Genomic DNA, 19,194 nt, shown 5'->3' with positions numbered 1-19,194 from the left:
AAAGGTAAAAAATAATTGATAATTAACAATAAAATATTGCACAAAAATTATTCCAATAAGCTATCAATTTGTTCCATTACTTCCTTAATGATGTGATTTTCATCAATAATGTTTTCGGAAAGTTCTCTTTTACTTTTCTGTAATTTGATGATTTTTTCCTCAATGGTATCCTTGCTCACAAAGCGTATTACGTTCACTTTATTTTGTTGCCCTATACGGTGAGCCCTCCCAATAGCTTGCTTTTCAGAAAACGGATTCCACCACGGGTCTAATAACAAAACATAAGAGGCTTGCGTGAGATTTAATCCTACCTCACCTGCTTTAAGCGAAATGAAAAAGAACGATATACTAGGATTGTTCTGAAACATCTCTACTTGGTTCTTGCGCTCAAACGAAGGTGTTTCGCCTGTTAGTTTAGCATATTTTATCCCTTTTTTGTTACACCATTCTTCATAAAGTGCTAAATGACTCACAAAACTGCTAAAAATAAGTGCTTTTCGAGATGATTGTAGCAATTCCTCCATATAATTTATCACTTCTTCGTACTTGCCTGATGCAATTTTACTCTCTTTGTCCACTAATTTAGGGTGTAAGCTTATTTTTCTAAGCCTCATTAGCATATTTAGGGTATTAAATTCAGTGATTGGCTCATTAATTTGTAAAAGCTGGTTACGCACTTTCGATTTTTCTGTTTCATACCATTTGTGTTGGGCTTCACTCATAGGACAGTAGATAATTTGCTCTTCCATTTCTGGCAAATCGTCAAGCACTTGCTCCTTTGTCCGCCTTAGTAAAAACGGACTGATAATAGTCTTTAACTCCTCTAAGGCTTGCGCGTTTTTCTTTTTGCTGATTTCTACTTCATAGTTCTTGTAAAACGAAGCATAACTTTTCAGTATATTCGGATTGATAAATTGCATCTGCGACCATAAGTCACTGAGTGAGTTCTCAATAGGTGTCCCACTCAGCGCAATGCGATGAGTCGCTTTTAAGGTATGTATTGCTTTGAATGTCTTTGAGTTCTTGTTTTTAATACGCTGGCTTTCATCTAAAATGATATACCTAAATTCGTACTTTTGGAAGAGTTCCACATCGCGTTCTACTATCGGATAACTGGTAAAAACCACATCGTAATTGCCTAAGCGTTTGGCTTTTACTTTTCGGTCAGTCCCCACGTATTGTGTGCATTTAAAATGTGGGGCAAACCTTTTAGTCTCGTCATACCAATTAAAAATAAGCGATGAAGGCAGAATAACCAATACTTTTAGAGCCTCTTTACTCTTTTCTATCCCTGAAAAAAGGTCGGCAGTTTCAATCGCTTTTTTGGGTAAAGCATCGTGTATAGCCACCAATAAGGCAATGGTTTGTAGTGTTTTCCCAAGTCCCATATCATCAGCAAGGCACGCCCCAACACCATTGTAATAGTGTTGTAAAAGCCACTCCACACCCTCTATTTGATACGGACGTAAGGTAGCTCGTAGGTTAGGCGAGGGGGTATAATTCACTTTTTCTACTAAGTTCTGAGGTTTTATCTCGGGTACAGCTTCCAAAAGTGCATAGTTACTCTTGCTAATTTGCAGTTTTTCCTGCCTAATTTGTGCATATTTGGCAATACTACCAAACTTACTAAACCATTCTTGAGGAATAATGAAGGCTTTCCCATCAGGAAGTAAGTAAATAGGGTTATTTCCTTTTAAATTCTTAATTAAATCTTTAAAATGAAAGCTATTTTCTCCTTGTTTTACTCTTATATTGAGGTCAAACCAATCGTTTTCAGTACTTGTTTCTGTAAAAATGAGCTCAGGCAGATGTTCACTGATTTCTTTTCCACCTTCTATACTAAAAGTATGAAAGCCAAAACCTGCTTCTTCCAAATCTTTTTTGCAGTGCAACAGATGAAAATACGAAGCAAAAGGGTCTTTACTTTCAACTGAAAAAGTACCTCCGTCGTTCACAAAACCCAACTGTTCCAAAAGGCGATACTTTCTTGTTTCTTCTTCTTTATTTCGTTGGTAATTATATATTTTTATATCGTTATTGGAGCTTATTTCTAAGTTCGACTGATTGTTTTTCGCCTGATTACTGTCAAAAGTATAACCATTGTAATCAAAGTGTATGTATATTTTGTAATGATTGGCAAAGAAATCGTATAAAATATCCAATTCACTACCTTTTAATTCATTCTGAGTAATAATTTTAAAGCCTTTTGCTTCTACCTGTGCATTTCTAAGTACTTTTTTAAGGAATTTCTCGAAGTATTCGGGGAAAGTTTTTTCGGGAATAAAGCTACTTTCTTTATTCAAAAAAGGTTTAAGGTGCGAAGCTTTAATATGTGCTACTCGCACTACTTGCCCTTTGAGTACAATCCAAGCGTATGAGTTGTTCAGCAGTTCGATATGGCTTTCACAAGGCAATAATTTTTCATCGTCTTTCTGTAACAACAACCGATAACTAATACCTCCTTCAATTTTTGTAAATTCCAATAGAGGTTCAATTATATTTGTGCTTATGGGGAGTATTTTCTTACTGATATCGTCTTTGTGATTGTGGTTAGTAGTGATAAACAAACTATTTTCTGCAATAATAGAAAGTAATTCAGCCGTTTTTTCTTCTATTTGTTGTTGAATATGCTTTTTTATTTGGGCATTTTTGTATATTTCCTCAAAACTTTCCCCTTTTTTGATGTATTTTTGATGTAGAATATTAGGTTGTAGACTATTTACGATACTTAAAGCCCTTTTTTCACTTTCTGATAGTTCAAAGTTAGTCAAACTATGTAATACTTCTGTGGTAGCTTTCTTGTAAAACGAGGCGTATCCGTTTTGTTTTTCGGCTAAATAAGCATTAGGCAAAGCTAGTTCTATGGTAGGGTGAAAGCTAAAGTCAAAAAATAAAAACATAACTCAATAATGTAATTGCTGTAAGGTTTTGTATTCAGCGGACAAAGGTACAGTATTTTTACAGGAATAAAAAAACTAAGTGCCCTCTTTTTATCAACATCGATAGGAAAAAACCTTTATTGAACAACACTTTGCAAGATATTTGTCCTCACTTTCCGAAAATTTCAAACTTTGGTAAAGTTAAAACTTGATATATTATATCTTCACCTTATCTTTATTTTATCACCATTCATTGTTCGTCTTTTGTTCGTCTTTTGTTCGTCTTTTGTTCGTCTTTTGTTCGTCTTTTGTTCGTCTTTTGTTCGTCTTTTGTTCGTCTTTTGTTCGTCCTTTTTCTATCTGCCCGTGCGGCTCGCACCGTCTTTTGTTCGTCTTTTGTTCGTCTCGCACCGTCTTTTCTATAAACTCTCTTTAATTTTCTAATTTTCTAATTTGCTAATTAAAATACCGTACGACCTCTTATCTGCCATTTTGTCACCTCCTCCTACTTTGGTACTCTTTTCGCTATATTCCCCCTAGTAAATAACAAATTAAGAGAAACGAGTCTTACCTCTTATCTCTTACTTCTTAACTAAATAAAAATGAAAGGAAATATAAACGTCTCTGTGGAAAACATCTTTCCACTCATTAAAAAATTCTTGTACAGCGATCACGAGATATTCTTACGCGAACTCATCTCCAACGCTACCGATGCTACCCTTAAACTGAAACACCTCACTACTATAGGCGAGGCAAAAGTGGAATATGGGAACCCTATCATCGAAGTGAAGGTCGATAAGGACAATAAAACCCTCCATATAATCGATCAAGGTATCGGTATGACCGCTGAAGAGGTCGAAAAGTACATCAACCAAATTGCCTTTTCAGGAGCTGAGGAGTTTTTGGAAAAATATAAAGATACTGCCAAAGACGCCGGAGTGATAGGTCATTTTGGGTTAGGCTTCTACTCTGCTTTTATGGTAGCCAAACAAGTGGAAATCATCACCAAATCCTATACCGATGCTCCAGCCGTGCGTTGGGTATGCGACGGTAGTCCTGAATTTACCTTAGAGGAAACCGACCTACGCACCGAACGCGGTACTGAAATTATCTTGCACATCGCCGATGACTCTACTGAGTTTCTGGAAGACTTCCGTATCGAAGAACTATTGCGCAAGTACAACCGCTTTATGCCTATCCCAATTAAATTTGGTACAAAACAAGAGCCGTTACCTCGCCCTGAAAATGCCCCTGACGACTATAAAACGGAATATGTAACGGTTGATAATATTGTAAATAATCCTAATCCTGCTTGGACGAAACAGCCAGCCGATTTGAAAGATGAGGATTACAAGGCGTTCTATCACGAACTCTACCCAATGCAGTTCGATGAACCTCTTTTCCACATTCATCTGAACGTAGATTATCCGTTCCACCTTACCGGTATCCTCTATTTTCCTAAGCTCACTAACGATATGCAGTTGCAGAAAGACCGCATACAGTTGTATCAAAACCAAGTATTTGTTACCGATAACGTCGAAGGTATAGTGCCCGAGTTCTTAACGATGCTCAAAGGGGTGATAGATTCGCCAGATATTCCGCTAAACGTATCGCGTTCTTACCTCCAATCCGATGGTAATGTAAAGAAGATTGCTAATTACATCACTCGTAAGGTAGCTGATAAGCTAAAATCACTCTTTACTAATAATCGCGACGACTTCCAAAACAAGTGGAACGACATTAAGATAGTGCTCGAATATGGAATGCTTACCGATGATAAATTCTACGAAAAAGCAGCCGATTTTATGTTGTACCCCACTACCGATGGCAAGTATTACACTTTGGCAGAACTAAAAGAAGCAATAAAAGCTGAACAAACCGACAAAAATGGTACTCTGGTAGTGTTATATGCTCAAAATAAAGAACAACAATACACAGCTATTGAGCAAGCCAAAGAAAAAGGCTACGAAGTGTTGTTGTTGGATAGCCCTATCGTATCGCACTTGATACAGAAGTTAGAGGGTGATAATGAGAAACTTACTTTCACCCGTGTAGATGCTGCTCCTGTAGCTAAGCTGATACAAAAAGAAGAACCTATTATTGCCAAACTTTCCGACGAAGAGAAAAACACGCTGAAAGCTGAAATCGAGAAGGTAATTCCTAAAGAAGGCTATATGGTGCAGTTAGAAGACTTAGACAGCGATGATACGCCATTCGTTATCAATCAACCCGAGTTTATGCGCCGTATGAAGGAAATGAGTGCTACCGGAGGAGGTGGTATGTTCGCAATGGGAGGTTTCCCCGAAGTGTATCACGTAGTGGTAAATAGCAATTCTCCTTTAGTCGATGCTATTATGAAAGCTGAAGGTGAAACCGCCAAAGAAGCTCTCATCAAGCAAGCCTTCGATTTAGCACGACTCTCACAAGGTCTCCTTAAAGGTAAAGAACTTGCCGACTTTGTAAAGAGAAATTGGGAAATGAGCTAATTAGTAAATTTGTCAATTAGCAAATCAAACACAGCATACACTTTGCCAAAGGTCTTAATAGCTTGTCGTGCTACGACCTTTGGCAAAGTTGAATATAATGATAGTCAGGTATTTTTACAATATATTTTGTAGAAACGTTTTGTAAAATTCCTTACAATCTTTTAATTATTCTGATAACTTATATTGATATGTTTAAGATTATAATGTTTGTGCGCAAGAAACAGCATCTTAGCACAGAAGAATTTATAAAACTATGGGAAGCACATTCTCAAAAAGTAATAAACTATAAGGAAGCCCTGTTGATAAAGGATTATGCTAAAACATTTCCTTTTCAACCTACTGATGAAAAATCGTCTACACAGCGAGAAACCCTCCCTTTTACCTTTGATGCTATGGGTGAATTGTGGTATGAAAGTAAAGACGATTTTCTCAGAGCCCGCAACACTCCTGAGGGGCAAAAAGCCTTAGCCGACCTCCGTGCCGATGAACTCAAATTTGTAGATATGGCAAACTCCGTAATGTGGCTCGGTACTGAGGAAAAAATATTTGATAAATTGCCTTTTGAAGTTAAGAATTGGACAGTTCTCGATGAGTATTTCTATTTGTCAGATTATGCAGGAAATAGTGTAGCAGACTTTGATAAGTTAATAGCTTTGTTTTCTGAAGATATTACAATGTTAAGTGCCGATGGTTCACAAATGAAAGGGAAAACTGCAGTGATCTCTTTTTTTAAACAATTCTTTGAAAGGAATAAAACTACAAAACACCTTTGGGAAACCATTAAAGTTACTGAAAATACTCTTGAAACTCATTGGGCTGTCTCAGGGAAACGAAAAGATGGTACTTTCTTTGCCTTTAAAGGTAAAGATACAGCAAAACTAAATTCAGAAGGTAAAATCAATTATTTAAAAGTAGAGTTTTTATAATAAAAATCATCACACGCCGGCACGAGCTTGTAGCTCGTGCCTCTTTTTTTGTAGTTCAGAGAAAAACTTTTATATTTGCACATTGATTAATTGAAAATCGACAAATTAAATTAAGATGTTACAAGAACTAAAATCTCGTAGTGGTAATTGTTGTGAGCTCTGTGGAGCTACTGAAAACCTAAGTGTATATACAGTGCCTCCCGCTAGAAACGAAAGTACAGATGATAGCCTTTTGGTATGTGGTACTTGCCTTAGTCAAATACAAAATCCCGAAACGATGGATAGCAACCATTGGCGTTGCCTCAACGATAGTATGTGGAGCGAATACCGCCCTGTAAAGATAATGGCGTGGCGTCTCCTCAACCGACTCAAAAACGAAGGCTGGTCGCTCGACCTTCTAAATATGATGTATTTAGATGAGGAAGAATTGGCTTTTGCCCAAGCCTCCGACCACCATTTGGAAGAGAGCGAAAAGGTAATTCACAAAGATAGCAATGGGGCAGTACTTGCTAATGGTGATAACGTTGTGCTTATCAAAGACCTGAAAGTAAAAGGTACTAGTATGACAGCTAAACAAGGTACTGTTGTGCGCAAAATCACTCTCGACACCGAAAACGCTGAATATATAGAAGGCAAAGTTGATGGACAACAAATCGTTATCCTCACTCAATACGTGAAAAAGGCATAATATTGTATGAGTTTACATCACAACTTTGTCAAAGTTAAAGACTTTGACAAAGTCTATAATATTAATAATCAATCTCTAAATCAATAAATTAACAAATGAAACAACTATTTACCATTCTTGCATTATGCTTCCTTAGCTTTGGCTATGCCCAAAAAGGAATGACTTTTACTCAAGCCCAAATGCCTTTGGCTACTGATAAAGATAATCCTGTTACCTCATTTGTACTGCCTGTAAAGCAAGGAACAGAGGTAAAAGAACTCTCTTTGCAGTTCAAAAGTAAAAAACTTAACCTTTCAGAACTCTCTGTTTATGTAGGTGCTAACGCTAAAAGAGAACAAGCAACACTTTTTGCTAAAACTTCGAATCTCAGTTGTAATACCAAACTACAAGGGAATTTCAAAGCTACTAATGATAGCCTTTTTGTTTGGGTTTCTGCCCGTACTATTCAAAAACCAGACCTCTTGCAAAAACTCTACTTATCAAAGGTAAAACTCACCACTAACGAGGCTAAATTTACGTTCAACAATGCTAAAAAAGAAGGACAACGTTTAGCTATTGCCCTTCGTCAGCGTAAACAAGACGGCATAGAGTGTTACCGTATACCAGGGCTTGTAACCACTAATAAAGGTACGCTGATAGCCGTTTACGACAATCGTTACAACAACTGCAAGGATTTGCAAGAAGATATCGATGTAGGAATGAGCCGCAGTACTGATGGCGGACAAACGTGGGAGCCAATGAAAAAAGTGATTGATATGGGCGAATGGGGAGGAAAACCTAACCGTCTTAATGGAGTAGGAGATCCCGCAGTTTTGGTAGATGAGCAAACCAATACTATCTGGGTGATGGGCTTGTGGCAGCACGGCTTAGATCCTCAAACAATGAGTTGGTGGGGCTCTAAAAGTGGAATGACTCCTGAGGAAACAGGACAAATAGTACTAGTAAAAAGTGAAGACGATGGCAAAACGTGGAGTGAACCTATTAATATCACCTCTCAAATCAAAAATCCTGAATGGAGGCTCTTTTTCCAAGGACCTGGCAGAGGTATCTCAATGAGTAATGGTACCTTGGTATTTGCAGGTCAGTTTAAGGATAAAGACCAAGTGCCTCATTCTACTATTATTTACAGCAAAGACCACGGCAAGACGTGGCACGTAGGTACAGGAGCTAAAACACACACTACCGAGTCGCAAGTGGTAGAACTCTCCCACGGTACACTAATGCTCAATATGCGCGACGACCGCAATCGCGCCAACTATAAACTCTCTGATAACTATCACGGTCGTTCCGTAGCCGTTACTACTGATATGGGCAAAACGTGGATAGAGCACAACACCTCTCGCACTGCCCTCACCGAGCCCAATTGTATGGCAAGTATTATCTCATATAAGGACAAAAAGGGAAAACTGTATTTATTCTTCTCTAATCCTAATGATGCAAAGAACAGAGTAAATATGACTATCAAAGTTAGTGATGATGAAGGTAATACTTGGGATAAACTTCCTTCAGTATTGTTGTATGAGCAAGTAGCTATGGGCTATTCTTGTCTTACGGTAATAGACAATAAATATATAGGTATTCTTTACGAAGGTGATGGAGATTTATACTTCCAAAAAGTGCCTATCAAAGAGTTTATCAAGTAAAGCAAAAGAATTTGTAACCTTAATAGAGACGATATAAAGAGTATCGTCTCTATTTGTTTGATTTAAAATACTCGAAAAATTTGCTTCGTATATAAAAAAAGAAGTACATTTGCACGCAACTAAATTCTCTTTTTTAAAATGAATTTCCAAGATAAAATTATTAATGAAGGATTTACCTATGATGATGTCCTTCTTATCCCCAATTATTCTGAGGTATTACCTCGCGAAGTGTCGATAACCTCACGTTTTACCCGTAACATCACTCTGAATGTACCCATTATCTCAGCGGCTATGGACACTGTAACCGAAGTTGCTATGGCTATAGCTATGGCACGTGAAGGAGGCATAGGGGTGCTCCATAAAAATATGACTATTGAGGAGCAAGCCAAACAAATACGCAAAGTAAAACGTGCCGAAAGCGGTATGATTATCGACCCTGTTACGCTTCCCTTAAACAGCAAGGTGAGTGATGCAAAACGCTGTATGAAAGAAAACAATATTGGCGGTATCCCCATTGTTGATGCTAACGGAATCTTAAAAGGCATTGTAACTAACCGCGATTTGCGCTTTGAACACGATAATAATCGCCCGATAACCGAAGTAATGACCTCTAAAAACCTCGTGATTGCCAACGAAGGCACTTCTATGAAGGAAGCTGAGGGTATTTTACAACGCAGTAAGGTAGAAAAACTCCCCGTAGTAGATAAAAACTATAAATTAGTAGGTCTTATTACTTTCCGAGACATTGCCAACTTGCAAGAAAAATCTATTTCTAACAAAGATAGCTTAGGACGCTTGCGCGTAGCAGCAGCCTTAGGCGTTACTGCCGATGTGGTAGACCGCGCTGAAGCCCTCGTACAAGCAGGAGTTGATGCCGTAGTTATCGATACAGCTCACGGACATACAAAAGGCGTAGTGAACGCTCTTAAAGCCGTAAAAAGCAAGTTTACCGACTTAGAAGTAGTGGTAGGAAACATTGCCACTGCCGAGGCTGCCCTTTATTTAGCCGAAAATGGCGCCGATGCAGTGAAAGTAGGCATAGGTCCAGGCTCTATATGTACTACCAGAGTGGTAGCAGGCGTGGGTTATCCTCAATTATCAGCGGTGATGAACGTTGCAAACGCTCTTAAAGGCAAAGGAATCCCTGTGATTGCCGACGGGGGCATTCGCTACACCGGCGATATCGTAAAAGCCATCGCCGCAGGTGCCAATAGTGTGATGCTTGGCTCTCTGCTTGCTGGCACTAAGGAATCACCGGGGGAAACTATCATTTTTGAAGGCAGAAAATACAAATCTTATCGCGGTATGGGCTCGGTAGAAGCGATGAACCAAGGTAGTAAAGACCGCTATTTCCAAGATGTAGAAGACGACATCAAAAAACTTGTGCCTGAAGGCATTGTAGGGCGCGTGGCATACAAAGGCGAACTACAAGAAAGTATGCATCAATTCATCGGAGGCTTGCGCGCAGGTATGGGATACTGTGGTGCCAAGGATATCGAAACGTTGCAAGCTGTGAGTCGCTTTGTGCGCATTACTACAAGCGGAATTACCGAAAGCCACCCCCATAATATTACCATCACCAAAGAAGCTCCTAATTATTCACGTTAATAAACGAATAAAACTTCCAAAATGAGGCTGTCTGAAAAGATTAGACAGCCTCATTTATGTAATAAATAGCAAAAAAGTGCGTATCAGCAATATATTTTGTACTTTTGCCATTTGGTAAAACAAATTCATTAGACTCAATGGAAAACGGAATAGTAAATGATTACATTAATATTATAGAAGTATTCACTAAAAAAATACATCTATGGATTCAACTCTTTATCGATAAAACACCTAATATCGTTATAGCCTTATTAGTTTTTATTTTAGGTTTTTATCTTTCTAGACTTATCAAAAAAATAGCCATTCGTATCTTAGAAAAGCGTGGTGTAAAACCTTCTTCACGCATAATGCTTGGCAATATTATTTCTGTGTTGGTAGTTATTACCTTCTTTATGTTTTCGCTAAATATTTTAGACCTCGAAAATATGTTCAAAACCATTTTGGCAGGGGCAGGAGTAGCAGGTTTAGCTATCGGTTTGGCTTTACAAGGCACGCTTAGCAATACTTTTTCAGGCATTACCTTATCTTTTAGTAAGAGCATTCGCATAGGACATCAAATTGAAACTATGGGCTATACAGGTACTATTGAAGATATAAATTTGCGTACTATCAAGCTTAAAATGGCTGACGGAAACTATGTGTCGATACCCAATAAGCTTATAGTCGATAATCCTATGAAAAATTATTCTGAAAGTGATACTGCCAATGTATTAGTTACTTGTGGTGTAGGTTATGAATCGGATTTGGAGCAGGTGAAAATGCTTACTGAAACTACCATTCGGCAGATGATGAAACAAAAAGAGCTTGACACTACCATTTCTTTTTATTATACTGAGTTCGCTGATAGTTCTATCAATTTTATTGTGTATTTTACTATTCCTTCCAAGAAACTTTCTGAGTCTTTTTTGTATAAATCAGAAGCTATAATGGCTATCAAGAAGTGTTTTGATGCACATAATATAAATATACCTTTCCCTATTCGTACCATTCAGATGGATAAACAATAAAAATTGAATCCAATGTTAAAAAAAATATCACCATATAACCTCATAATGCTTTCGTTTATCGGCTTAATAGTCGTAGGTGCTTTGCTTTTGATGATGCCTTTTGCACATACGCCTCAGAAAGATATTTCTTTCCTCGAAGCGCTTTTTACAGCTACTTCGGCGGTTACCGTTACGGGTCTTTCGGTGATAGATATAGGAGCGACCTTTACTATTTACGGAAAACTTATTTTATTGGTGCTTATTCAGTTTGGTGGATTGGGAGTGCTTACTATTTCCTCTGTTTTGGTGTTGCTTATTGCTAAACGTATCGGTTTTTATACTAAAAAAATAGTAGCCGAAGGACTTAATCACAACAAAAGTTACGATATTTATGCCGTAACAAAGCGTGTGGTGTACATTACTCTGCTTTTTGAAGCTACGGGAGCGCTGTGTTTGTTTGTTTCTTTCATCCAAGATTTTCCTTTCGGAAAAGCGTTATTTTTTTCAGTGTTTCACTCGGTATCAGCTTTTTGTAATGCGGGCGTTTCTTTGTTTCCTCATAGTTTCGAAGGTTATACCTACAATGCTTTTGTGAATATTATCATCGCTTTTTTGGTTATTTTTGGTGGTTTAGGCTTTACAACCATTATTCAAGCCTATGAATACCTGCGAAAAAAGAGACGAAGACTCGATATTAACTCACAATTTTCAATTTTGATGACAATAATATTGCTCGTTACAGGTACGCTCTTATTTTTTACCTTAGAATATAAAAATTATTACACACTTTATGGGAAAACTTTCTTTGGTCAGATGCTTATTAGCTTTTTTCACTCTGTAAGTTTGCGTACAGCAGGTTTCGATACGATTCCGTTGGAGCATTTAAGCAGTGCCACCATTCTTTTTTGCGTAACGTTTATGTTTATAGGGGCATCGCCAAACTCCACAGGTTCTGGCGTGAAAACTACTACTATTGGCATTTTATTTCTCGGTATTAAAACAGCATTACTCAATAAGAACTACATCGAATTTTCTAAGAGACGCATCTCTTGGAAACTCTTTAATAAAGCCTCAGCACTCGTGTTTATTGCGATGATGTATGTGCTTACAATGATTGTAATACTCACAGCCTTAGAACCCGATTTAGAATTTACAAAAATAGCTTTCGAACTCATTTCGGCATTCAGCACTTGCGGACTTTCTACCGGAATTACCTCACAATTAGGCAATAGTTCAAAATTTATTTTGATATTTACAATGTTTTTAGGCAGGGTAGGACCGCTTACCATTGCACTCGCCTTATCGAGACCACGTGCTGAAGGAAATTACAAATACCCAAAAGAAAATATTTTAATAGGATAGATTATGAAGAATTTTTTAGTCATAGGATTAGGAGAGTTTGGCAAATCGGTAGCCAAAACACTCTATAAAAACAAAGCTACTGTGCTAGCAATAGATTCTCGTGAGAGTGTTATCAAGCAAGCTCTCAGTGAAAATATCATCGATGAAGCTGTGATTTTGGACGCTACCGATGAAATTGCTCTCAAAAACGTAGTGAAAGACGATTTCGACACTGCTTTTGTGAGCGTAGGCGATAATATTCAGGCGAGTATTCTCATTACCCTGCAATTAAAGGAATTGGGGTTGAAAAATATCATTTGCAAAGCCGTAAACCACACACAAGAAAAGGTTTTATACAAAATAGGCGCTACACAAGTAGTATTTCCAGAGGAATTAATGGGCGAAAAAGTAGCCTATTCCGTTTTGCGACCCACTATTATAGAATATTTTAAGTTTGCTGAAGATTATTTTATCTATGAAGTAAAAGTACCCAAGAGTTATATAGGAAAATCGTTGATGGAACTCAATTTGAGACATAAGTATGAGATAAATATTTTGGCAGTAAAGCATTCCGATGGCAAAATGAACGTAACCCCCGACCCGAATGTCAAACTTAACAAAGACGACCTTTTAGTTATACTCTCCAATACCAATGTAATTGATAGAGTAGTATAAAAAAAGCTTTTTTATGCTAAAAAATAGCTTACAGGAGCAATATTTTTGATTATATAAGATAATAGAACGATTTATAATTAAAAGTATATGGATTCAAATAATAATAAATGTATCATATCTGATAGTAATGCTATGACGAGAAAAAGATAAAATGCTAAAAGTAAACACTTTCTTTTGGCGTTTTTGAGTTTATAACCTTTACTAAAATTTTATTATATTGGTTAAGCATTTGCACAATTCATTTATTTGCTGTACTTTTGTATCATCATAAAAACAAATTATGTTACGAAATAATTATCAAGAAGAAACTTTTGCCGAAGGTGATGTAATGGAACTTTTGGAAGATGAATGTCATCTCATTTTATACAATGATGATGTCAATACTTTCGACCACGTTATCGATACTTTAGTAGAGGTATGCCATCACACCTTTGAGCAAGCCGAGCAATGCGCTATTATTGTGCATTTCAAAGGGAAATGCGATGTAAAATCAGGAAGTTATGATTTTCTAAAACCGCTCTGCACCGCACTTCTTGATGCAGGACTTTCTGCCGAAATAGAAGAAGCATAATTTTTTTATTCTAAACTATTTGTTTTTAACTTTTAACTATTCACTAAAATCGTGGAACTAAAATTATCAAAACCTATTTGTTTTTTTGACCTTGAAACTACGGGCATCGATATTACCAAAGACCGCATTGTTGAAATATCTATCTTGAAAGTCTACCCCAATGGCAATAAGGAAAGCAAAACGTGGTTGGTAAACCCTACTATTCCTATCCCCAAAGCTGCCTCAGATGTACACGGCATTACCGATGAGCGCGTTGCGGGTGAGCCTACTTTTAAAGAGCTTGCCAAGCAAATTCATAATATGATAAAAGATTCCGACCTTGCTGGCTACAATTCCGACCGCTTTGATATTCCTTTGCTTGCCGAAGAAATGTTGCGTGCCGAAGTAGATTTTGATTTGGGAAACCGCGTATCGGTAGATGTACAAACTATTTTTCACAAAATGGAACAGCGCACCCTCTCGGCAGCCTATAAATTCTATTGTGGTAAAGACCTTATTGATGCGCATACGGCTTCGGCAGATACCAATGCCACTTATGAAATCCTCAAAGCCCAGCTCGACCGTTATGACAGCTTGGAGAACAACATCAAAAAACTCAGCGAGTTTACTTATCGTAAACAAATAGCCGACTTTGCTGGTTTTATTGGCTATAATGACAAAGGCGAAGAAATCTTTACCTTTGGGAAACACAAAGGCAAACGTGTAGAAGATATTTTTGACGAAGAACCAGGATATTTTGGTTGGCTTCTCGGTGCCGACTTCCCGTTGTATACCAAAAAAATTCTTACGGCTATTAAGCTCCGCAAATTATCGGCTACTATTAAATAAAAAATAGCTCTAAAACTTCAGCAAAGTTCCAAATTTTGCTAAAGTTAGAATTTTCTACATTCATTCTTATTTATGGAAACAAACACCGACTTAGAAGAAGAAAACAAAGCCATTGCCCGCGAGTATAAAGAACTCTTGCGTATCAGCTATCAAACCCTTAGCGATGAAGATAAAAAGCTTATTCGCTTGGCGTTTGACACCGCTGTTGATGCGCACAAAAACCAACGCCGAAAAAGTGGGGAACCTTACATTTTTCACCCTATTGCCGTAGCTAAAATTGTTGCTTCACAAATAGGATTAGACGCCATAGCCATTGCGTCGGCTTTGTTACACGATGTAGTAGAAGATACTGACTATACGATTGAAGATATGGAACGGCTTTTTGGTAAAACTGTAGCTCATATTGTAGAAGGACTTACCAAAATTTCGAGTATGAGCCGTGAAAATGACATCTCTTTACAAGCCGAGAACTTCCGAAAGCTCCTCCTCACGATGAACGACGATGTGCGTGTGATTCTCATCAAAATTGCTGACAGACTCCACAATATGCAAACGATGGATTCGATGGCAGAATACAAACAAGCCAAAATAGCTTCGGAAACACTCTATATTTATGCACCTATTGCTCACCGCATTGGTTTGTATAACATCAAAACAGAATTAGAAGACCTCGCCCTTAAATATACTGACCCCGAGCGCTACAATAGTATCTTAAACAAAATGGAGGAATCCAAAGAAGAACAACAGGAATACATTGAGGCGTTTACCAAAATCGTAGAAACTTCTTTGACGCAACAAAAAATTGATTATTCCATCAAAGGGCGACCCAAATCAATCTATTCTATTTACAGAAAAATGGAATCGCAAGGCGTGAGTTTTGAAGAAGTTTACGATAAATTTGCGATTCGCATCATCTATAAAAGTGAACCAGCCGAAGAAAAGTTTTTGGCTTGGAAAATATACTCTATTGTTACCGACCACTTCCGTCCCAATCCCACCCGATTGCGCGATTGGATTTCCTCACCCAAATCTACAGGTTACGAAGCCTTACACATTACCGTAATGGGTCCAAAAGGCAAATGGGTAGAGGTGCAAATACGCAGCGAGCGTATGCACGAAATCGCCGAAAAAGGTTATGCAGCCCATTTTAAGTATAAACACGGCGACCAAAAAGAAGAAGGCATCGAAATGTGGCTTAATAGGTTGCAAGAAGTCTTTGAAAACAGCGAGGCAAATGCGGTGGACTTTGTAGAAGACTTTAAACTCAACTTGTATTCCAAAGAGATTTTCGTCTTTACCCCTAATGGCGAGATAAAATCCCTCCCAAAAGGCGCAACACCCTTAGATTTTGCTTTTTATATCCATACAGGAGTAGGCTTAAAAACGCGGGGAGCTAAAGTAAACAATAAATTAGTGCCCTTAAACTATGTGTTAAAGAGTGGTGAAACGGTGGAAATCATCACTGCCGAAAATGTAAAACCTACTAAAAACTGGCTTAACTATGCCACCACAGCCAAAGCTCGTAGTAAGATAAAAAATGCTTTAAAAGAAGAGACAAAAACCGTTGCCGCCGAAGGGAAAGAGATTTTAGTACGAAAATTAAAACAATTGAAGATTACTCTCAACGAAGAAGTGATGAATGAGATGGTGAGTTACTTCAAAACAAAAACGAGCTTAGATATTTACTATCAAGCAGGCACGGGAGAAATCAACAACCAAATGCTGAAAGACTTTGTATCGCATCGCACGTCTTTCTTTGGCTTATTCAAAAATAAGGCAGTAAAAAAAACTACCGACGAACCTGTTTATTCGCCCAACGTTCACTATGATAGCATTGTGTTTGGCAAAGAAGAAGAATCGTTAGACTATACTTTTTCAAAATGTTGCAATCCTATCCCTGGTGATCCCATTTTTGGGTTCGTAACTATCAACGAAGGGGTGAAGGTACACAAAAAAACTTGCCCGAATGCTATTTCGATGCAATCGAATTACGCTTATCGTATCATTCAAGCCAAATGGGTAAAATCTGATGAAAGAGATTTCAAAGTGAGTCTTAAAATTAGTGGTATTGACCGCGATGGACTCATCAGCGATATCTCAAAAGTGATTTTGGATAGCAAATTTGTAAAACTTACTAACATTAATATTGATACCGAAGGCAATGTATTCAGCGGGAAAGTCTCTATTTCTATCAACAATAATGCAACTTTAAAGAAATTGATGCAAGATATTAAAAACATTAAAGGAGTAGATAAAGTAAACAGACTCTAATATGCGAAAATTAGCAAATAGTGAGCTCAATAGGTTGGATATTGAGCAATTTAAGAAGGCAGAAAAGACACCTTTAATAGTAATTTTGGATAATGTGAGAAGTTTGAACAATATAGGTTCTGTTTTTCGCACTTGCGATGCTTTTTTAATTGAAAAGATATACCTCTGTGGGATTACCGCCACTCCTCCAAACAAAGAGATTCACAAAACAGCTTTGGGTGCAACTGATAGTGTGGCGTGGGAATATGTAGAAAACACACTTTCGGTAGTAGAAAAGCTAAAAGAGCAAGGTGTTTATATTATTAGCATTGAGCAAGCTGAAAATTCCACGATGCTGAATGATTTTCAGCCTAACGGAAAGCAAAAATATGCTATTATCTTTGGCAACGAGGTAAAAGGAGTGGAACAAGAAGTGGTTTCAGCTTCTGATGAGGTGATAGAAATCCCACAGTATGGTACTAAACATTCTCTGAATATTTCGGTAAGTGCAGGAATTGCTATTTGGGAGTTAGCAATGAAGCTCAGGAAGCATACAATGTTATAAAAATAGAAATGATAAACAAAAAGCCTGATAACAATATGTTATCAGGTTTTTTTTGTAGAGCGGGAGACGAGGTTCGAACTCGCGACATTCAGCTTGGAAGGCTGACGCTCTACCAACTGAGCTACTCCCGCAATTACAATGATATAAATAATTTTTCGAGTGCAAATATACGGGCATTTGCTATTATATTCCAAATTTTTTAAAACTTTTTTATTGTATTTTCTGTAGATAAAAAAGTAAAGACTTATAAATCAGTGATTATTTTTCTCATTACTTTTCTTCTGATAAAGATAAAGACAAACGAATGAAGATGAAATTTTACGTAAAGTTTTTAAATGTATATTTATACTGATTTTTATCTTTATTTATAAGTAGCTAAACTTTCTAAAAGTAGCGAAACAAGTTCTTTATGACTGATTTTCATTGTGAAACTTGTAATACTGATAGGAGCTCCATAGATTTTCTTTTTGCTGGTAAAGATTTCTATGGCTACCATTTTATTTCTCAATGGTTTTCTTGTTTAAATATTTTTCTTTTATATATTTGCTGACTTTGTGATAATAGAATGAAAGAATTAAAATACCTATCACAAAGGCAATAGCACCTATCACAGCTTCGATAGGATTTAAGCTTTTATGAAGATAATGGTCTAAGTTGAAATATGGAATAAAGTGATAGAGCGCAATACTATGAATGATGTAAATAGAAAGGGTGTTTTGCCCTATACGTTGTAAAAATTGGGCAGTAAGTACATTTCGTAAGATTACAAATACAGCAAATGTCCAAAGAGTGTCACCCATTCTCAAAAAAAGAAAGCCATTGCGTGCTAAACTTTCAAAGTGTCCCCACCCTGTAATGCTGTATAAGAAGTGAAATGTGTGATATTGGAAGTGAAAAATGGCTCCGATACCAATAAGTAGTAGTGTATATACTGTATATAAGTGTTTGGCGTTTCTGTAATAGTAAAATAGCGATCCCATAAAGCCTCCTAAGGTTACAAAGCCTAACCACGGAAAAATAGTAAAGAAAGTACCGTATTTCGGAGTGAAGTAATTGGCTACTACTTGAGGTAACCAAGAGTATTCATATTGGTTATAGGTCTCGTTGAAAGTGAAAAGTAGTAAAGTAATGCCGATGAGCATTGTAGGAAGGAAATGCCTCACGTGATTTCTCGCTAATAAGTAGAGTCCTACCATTATGATGAGGGCTAACCCTATACAATGCAAAATATCTACAAAATAGATGCTTTTCCGCAAAATACACGCCACTGCTATAAGCATTAATCCGCGTTTTGCTCCTTTCTTCACACGTGGGTTCTTGAGTCCTACACCACTGCGTTCGCCTTCTCGAATAAGCAAATAGGTAAAGATAAAGCCTGAAATGGTAAGGAATACAGGTGCGGTAATACCTGTGAAATAATGCCAAATATGATAGTAAGGGTTACTTTCGTCACAGTATGGTTCAGCAAGTAAAGCGGTGATAAAATGCCCTTGTAACATCATACAGATAGCATAAGCGCGTATTACATCGATAAATATCAGTCGTTGTTTCATTATATTTTTATAGTCTATTACTATGGTTTATTTTTTCTTTTGTAGTGGTGGTGATTCTTATTTCCATATATAATACTAAGTATCTTAAAACGCATTTCTATTTAGGTAACAGACAAAATGTAGTGCAAAGGTATAACAAATTTCCCATATCCCAAAATAAAAACATTGGCAAAGCTCCTCGCTCTGCCAATGTTT

Annotated in this window: 15 protein-coding genes and 1 tRNA gene; 12 read left to right on the top strand and 4 right to left on the bottom strand. The window is 37.3% G+C overall.

Features of this window, described 5'->3' with window-relative positions; translation table 11 throughout:
• Positions 1-47: 47 nt before the first annotated feature.
• The gene (locus HMPREF1320_RS06095; RefSeq protein ID WP_009417846.1) at positions 48-2,900 is read right to left on the bottom strand and encodes a DEAD/DEAH box helicase; all 2,853 of its coding nucleotides are present in this window, start codon (positions 2,898-2,900) and stop codon (positions 48-50) included.
• Positions 2,901-3,481: 581 nt separating this feature from the next.
• On the opposite strand from HMPREF1320_RS06095, the gene htpG reads away from it, so the two are divergent.
• The 12 genes from htpG to HMPREF1320_RS06035 all read left to right on the top strand — a co-directional run bounded on the left by htpG (position 3,482) and on the right by HMPREF1320_RS06035 (position 17,446).
• Positions 3,482-5,365 carry a molecular chaperone HtpG gene (gene htpG / locus HMPREF1320_RS06090; protein ID WP_009417826.1) on the top strand — a complete coding sequence of 628 codons (1,884 nt, stop codon included), beginning with the start codon at positions 3,482-3,484 and terminating at the stop codon, positions 5,363-5,365.
• Positions 5,366-5,553: 188 nt separating this feature from the next.
• Positions 5,554-6,291, top strand: a complete 738-nt coding sequence (locus HMPREF1320_RS06085) for an EthD domain-containing protein (protein ID WP_034554259.1) — start codon at positions 5,554-5,556, stop codon at positions 6,289-6,291.
• 115 nt (positions 6,292-6,406) lie between these two features.
• Positions 6,407-6,979 carry a PhnA domain-containing protein gene (locus HMPREF1320_RS06080; RefSeq protein WP_009417815.1) on the top strand — a complete coding sequence of 191 codons (573 nt, stop codon included), beginning with the start codon at positions 6,407-6,409 and terminating at the stop codon, positions 6,977-6,979.
• Positions 6,980-7,074: 95 nt separating this feature from the next.
• Positions 7,075-8,622, top strand: coding sequence for a sialidase family protein (locus tag HMPREF1320_RS06075; RefSeq protein ID WP_009417864.1), 1,548 nt, complete (start codon positions 7,075-7,077; stop codon positions 8,620-8,622).
• Between the two features lie 138 nt (positions 8,623-8,760).
• Positions 8,761-10,230 carry an IMP dehydrogenase gene (guaB, locus tag HMPREF1320_RS06070; protein ID WP_009417812.1) on the top strand — a complete coding sequence of 490 codons (1,470 nt, stop codon included), beginning with the start codon at positions 8,761-8,763 and terminating at the stop codon, positions 10,228-10,230.
• 137 nt (positions 10,231-10,367) lie between these two features.
• Positions 10,368-11,237 (top strand): mechanosensitive ion channel family protein, encoded by an 870-nt coding sequence (locus HMPREF1320_RS06065; RefSeq protein WP_009417816.1) that lies wholly within the window; start codon positions 10,368-10,370, stop codon positions 11,235-11,237.
• 12 nt (positions 11,238-11,249) lie between these two features.
• The gene (locus tag HMPREF1320_RS06060; protein ID WP_009417838.1) at positions 11,250-12,578 is read left to right on the top strand and encodes a TrkH family potassium uptake protein; all 1,329 of its coding nucleotides are present in this window, start codon (positions 11,250-11,252) and stop codon (positions 12,576-12,578) included.
• Positions 12,579-12,581: 3 nt separating this feature from the next.
• Positions 12,582-13,232, top strand: a complete 651-nt coding sequence (locus HMPREF1320_RS06055; protein WP_009417849.1) for a potassium channel family protein — start codon at positions 12,582-12,584, stop codon at positions 13,230-13,232.
• Positions 13,233-13,512: 280 nt separating this feature from the next.
• Entirely contained in the window at positions 13,513-13,803 is a 291-nt protein-coding gene (locus HMPREF1320_RS06050; RefSeq protein WP_009417828.1) for an ATP-dependent Clp protease adaptor ClpS, read from the top strand.
• A gap of 51 nt (positions 13,804-13,854) precedes the next feature.
• Complete coding sequence (locus HMPREF1320_RS06045; protein WP_002672676.1) at positions 13,855-14,631, top strand: 3'-5' exonuclease; 777 nt, start codon at positions 13,855-13,857, stop codon at positions 14,629-14,631.
• A 72-nt stretch (positions 14,632-14,703) separates the two neighbouring features.
• The gene (locus tag HMPREF1320_RS06040; RefSeq protein ID WP_009417879.1) at positions 14,704-16,902 is read left to right on the top strand and encodes a RelA/SpoT family protein; all 2,199 of its coding nucleotides are present in this window, start codon (positions 14,704-14,706) and stop codon (positions 16,900-16,902) included.
• Position 16,903: 1 nt separating this feature from the next.
• The gene (locus HMPREF1320_RS06035) at positions 16,904-17,446 is read left to right on the top strand and encodes an RNA methyltransferase (RefSeq protein ID WP_009417886.1); all 543 of its coding nucleotides are present in this window, start codon (positions 16,904-16,906) and stop codon (positions 17,444-17,446) included.
• Between the two features lie 58 nt (positions 17,447-17,504).
• Here the strand turns inward: HMPREF1320_RS06035 and HMPREF1320_RS06030 are convergent.
• The 3 genes from HMPREF1320_RS06030 to HMPREF1320_RS06025 all read right to left on the bottom strand — a co-directional run bounded on the left by HMPREF1320_RS06030 (position 17,505) and on the right by HMPREF1320_RS06025 (position 18,999).
• A tRNA-Gly gene (locus tag HMPREF1320_RS06030) sits at positions 17,505-17,577 on the bottom strand.
• A gap of 230 nt (positions 17,578-17,807) precedes the next feature.
• Complete coding sequence (locus tag HMPREF1320_RS11760) at positions 17,808-17,942, bottom strand: hypothetical protein (protein ID WP_009417851.1); 135 nt, start codon at positions 17,940-17,942, stop codon at positions 17,808-17,810.
• Position 17,943: 1 nt separating this feature from the next.
• Complete coding sequence (locus HMPREF1320_RS06025) at positions 17,944-18,999, bottom strand: heparan-alpha-glucosaminide N-acetyltransferase domain-containing protein (RefSeq protein WP_009417861.1); 1,056 nt, start codon at positions 18,997-18,999, stop codon at positions 17,944-17,946.
• Between the last annotated feature and the right edge of the window lie 195 nt (positions 19,000-19,194).

The organism is Capnocytophaga sp. oral taxon 335 str. F0486 (genome assembly GCF_000277665.1).
Lineage (GTDB): Bacteria > Bacteroidota > Bacteroidia > Flavobacteriales > Flavobacteriaceae > Capnocytophaga > Capnocytophaga ochracea.
The sequence above is the reverse complement of the archived record's forward strand: the minus strand, read 5'-3'. Positions and strand labels throughout refer to the sequence as shown.

Bases quoted from the DNA above. Each gene is read 5' to 3' on its own strand.
- HMPREF1320_RS06050 (WP_009417828.1), top strand. From the start codon at position 13,513: ATGTTACGAAATAATTATCAAGAAGAAACTTTTGCCGAAGGTGATGTA.
- HMPREF1320_RS06065 (WP_009417816.1), top strand. From the start codon at position 10,368: ATGGAAAACGGAATAGTAAATGATTACATTAATATTATAGAAGTATTC.
- guaB (WP_009417812.1), top strand. From the start codon at position 8,761: ATGAATTTCCAAGATAAAATTATTAATGAAGGATTTACCTATGATGAT.
- HMPREF1320_RS06060 (WP_009417838.1), top strand. From the start codon at position 11,250: ATGTTAAAAAAAATATCACCATATAACCTCATAATGCTTTCGTTTATC.
- HMPREF1320_RS06075 (WP_009417864.1), top strand. From the start codon at position 7,075: ATGAAACAACTATTTACCATTCTTGCATTATGCTTCCTTAGCTTTGGC.
- htpG (WP_009417826.1), top strand. From the start codon at position 3,482: ATGAAAGGAAATATAAACGTCTCTGTGGAAAACATCTTTCCACTCATT.
- HMPREF1320_RS06095 (WP_009417846.1), bottom strand. From the start codon at position 2,900: ATGTTTTTATTTTTTGACTTTAGCTTTCACCCTACCATAGAACTAGCT.
- HMPREF1320_RS06025 (WP_009417861.1), bottom strand. From the start codon at position 18,999: ATGAAACAACGACTGATATTTATCGATGTAATACGCGCTTATGCTATC.
- HMPREF1320_RS06055 (WP_009417849.1), top strand. From the start codon at position 12,582: ATGAAGAATTTTTTAGTCATAGGATTAGGAGAGTTTGGCAAATCGGTA.
- HMPREF1320_RS06035 (WP_009417886.1), top strand. From the start codon at position 16,904: ATGCGAAAATTAGCAAATAGTGAGCTCAATAGGTTGGATATTGAGCAA.
- HMPREF1320_RS11760 (WP_009417851.1), bottom strand. From the start codon at position 17,942: ATGGTAGCCATAGAAATCTTTACCAGCAAAAAGAAAATCTATGGAGCT.
- HMPREF1320_RS06085 (WP_034554259.1), top strand. From the start codon at position 5,554: ATGTTTAAGATTATAATGTTTGTGCGCAAGAAACAGCATCTTAGCACA.
- HMPREF1320_RS06080 (WP_009417815.1), top strand. From the start codon at position 6,407: ATGTTACAAGAACTAAAATCTCGTAGTGGTAATTGTTGTGAGCTCTGT.
- HMPREF1320_RS06040 (WP_009417879.1), top strand. From the start codon at position 14,704: ATGGAAACAAACACCGACTTAGAAGAAGAAAACAAAGCCATTGCCCGC.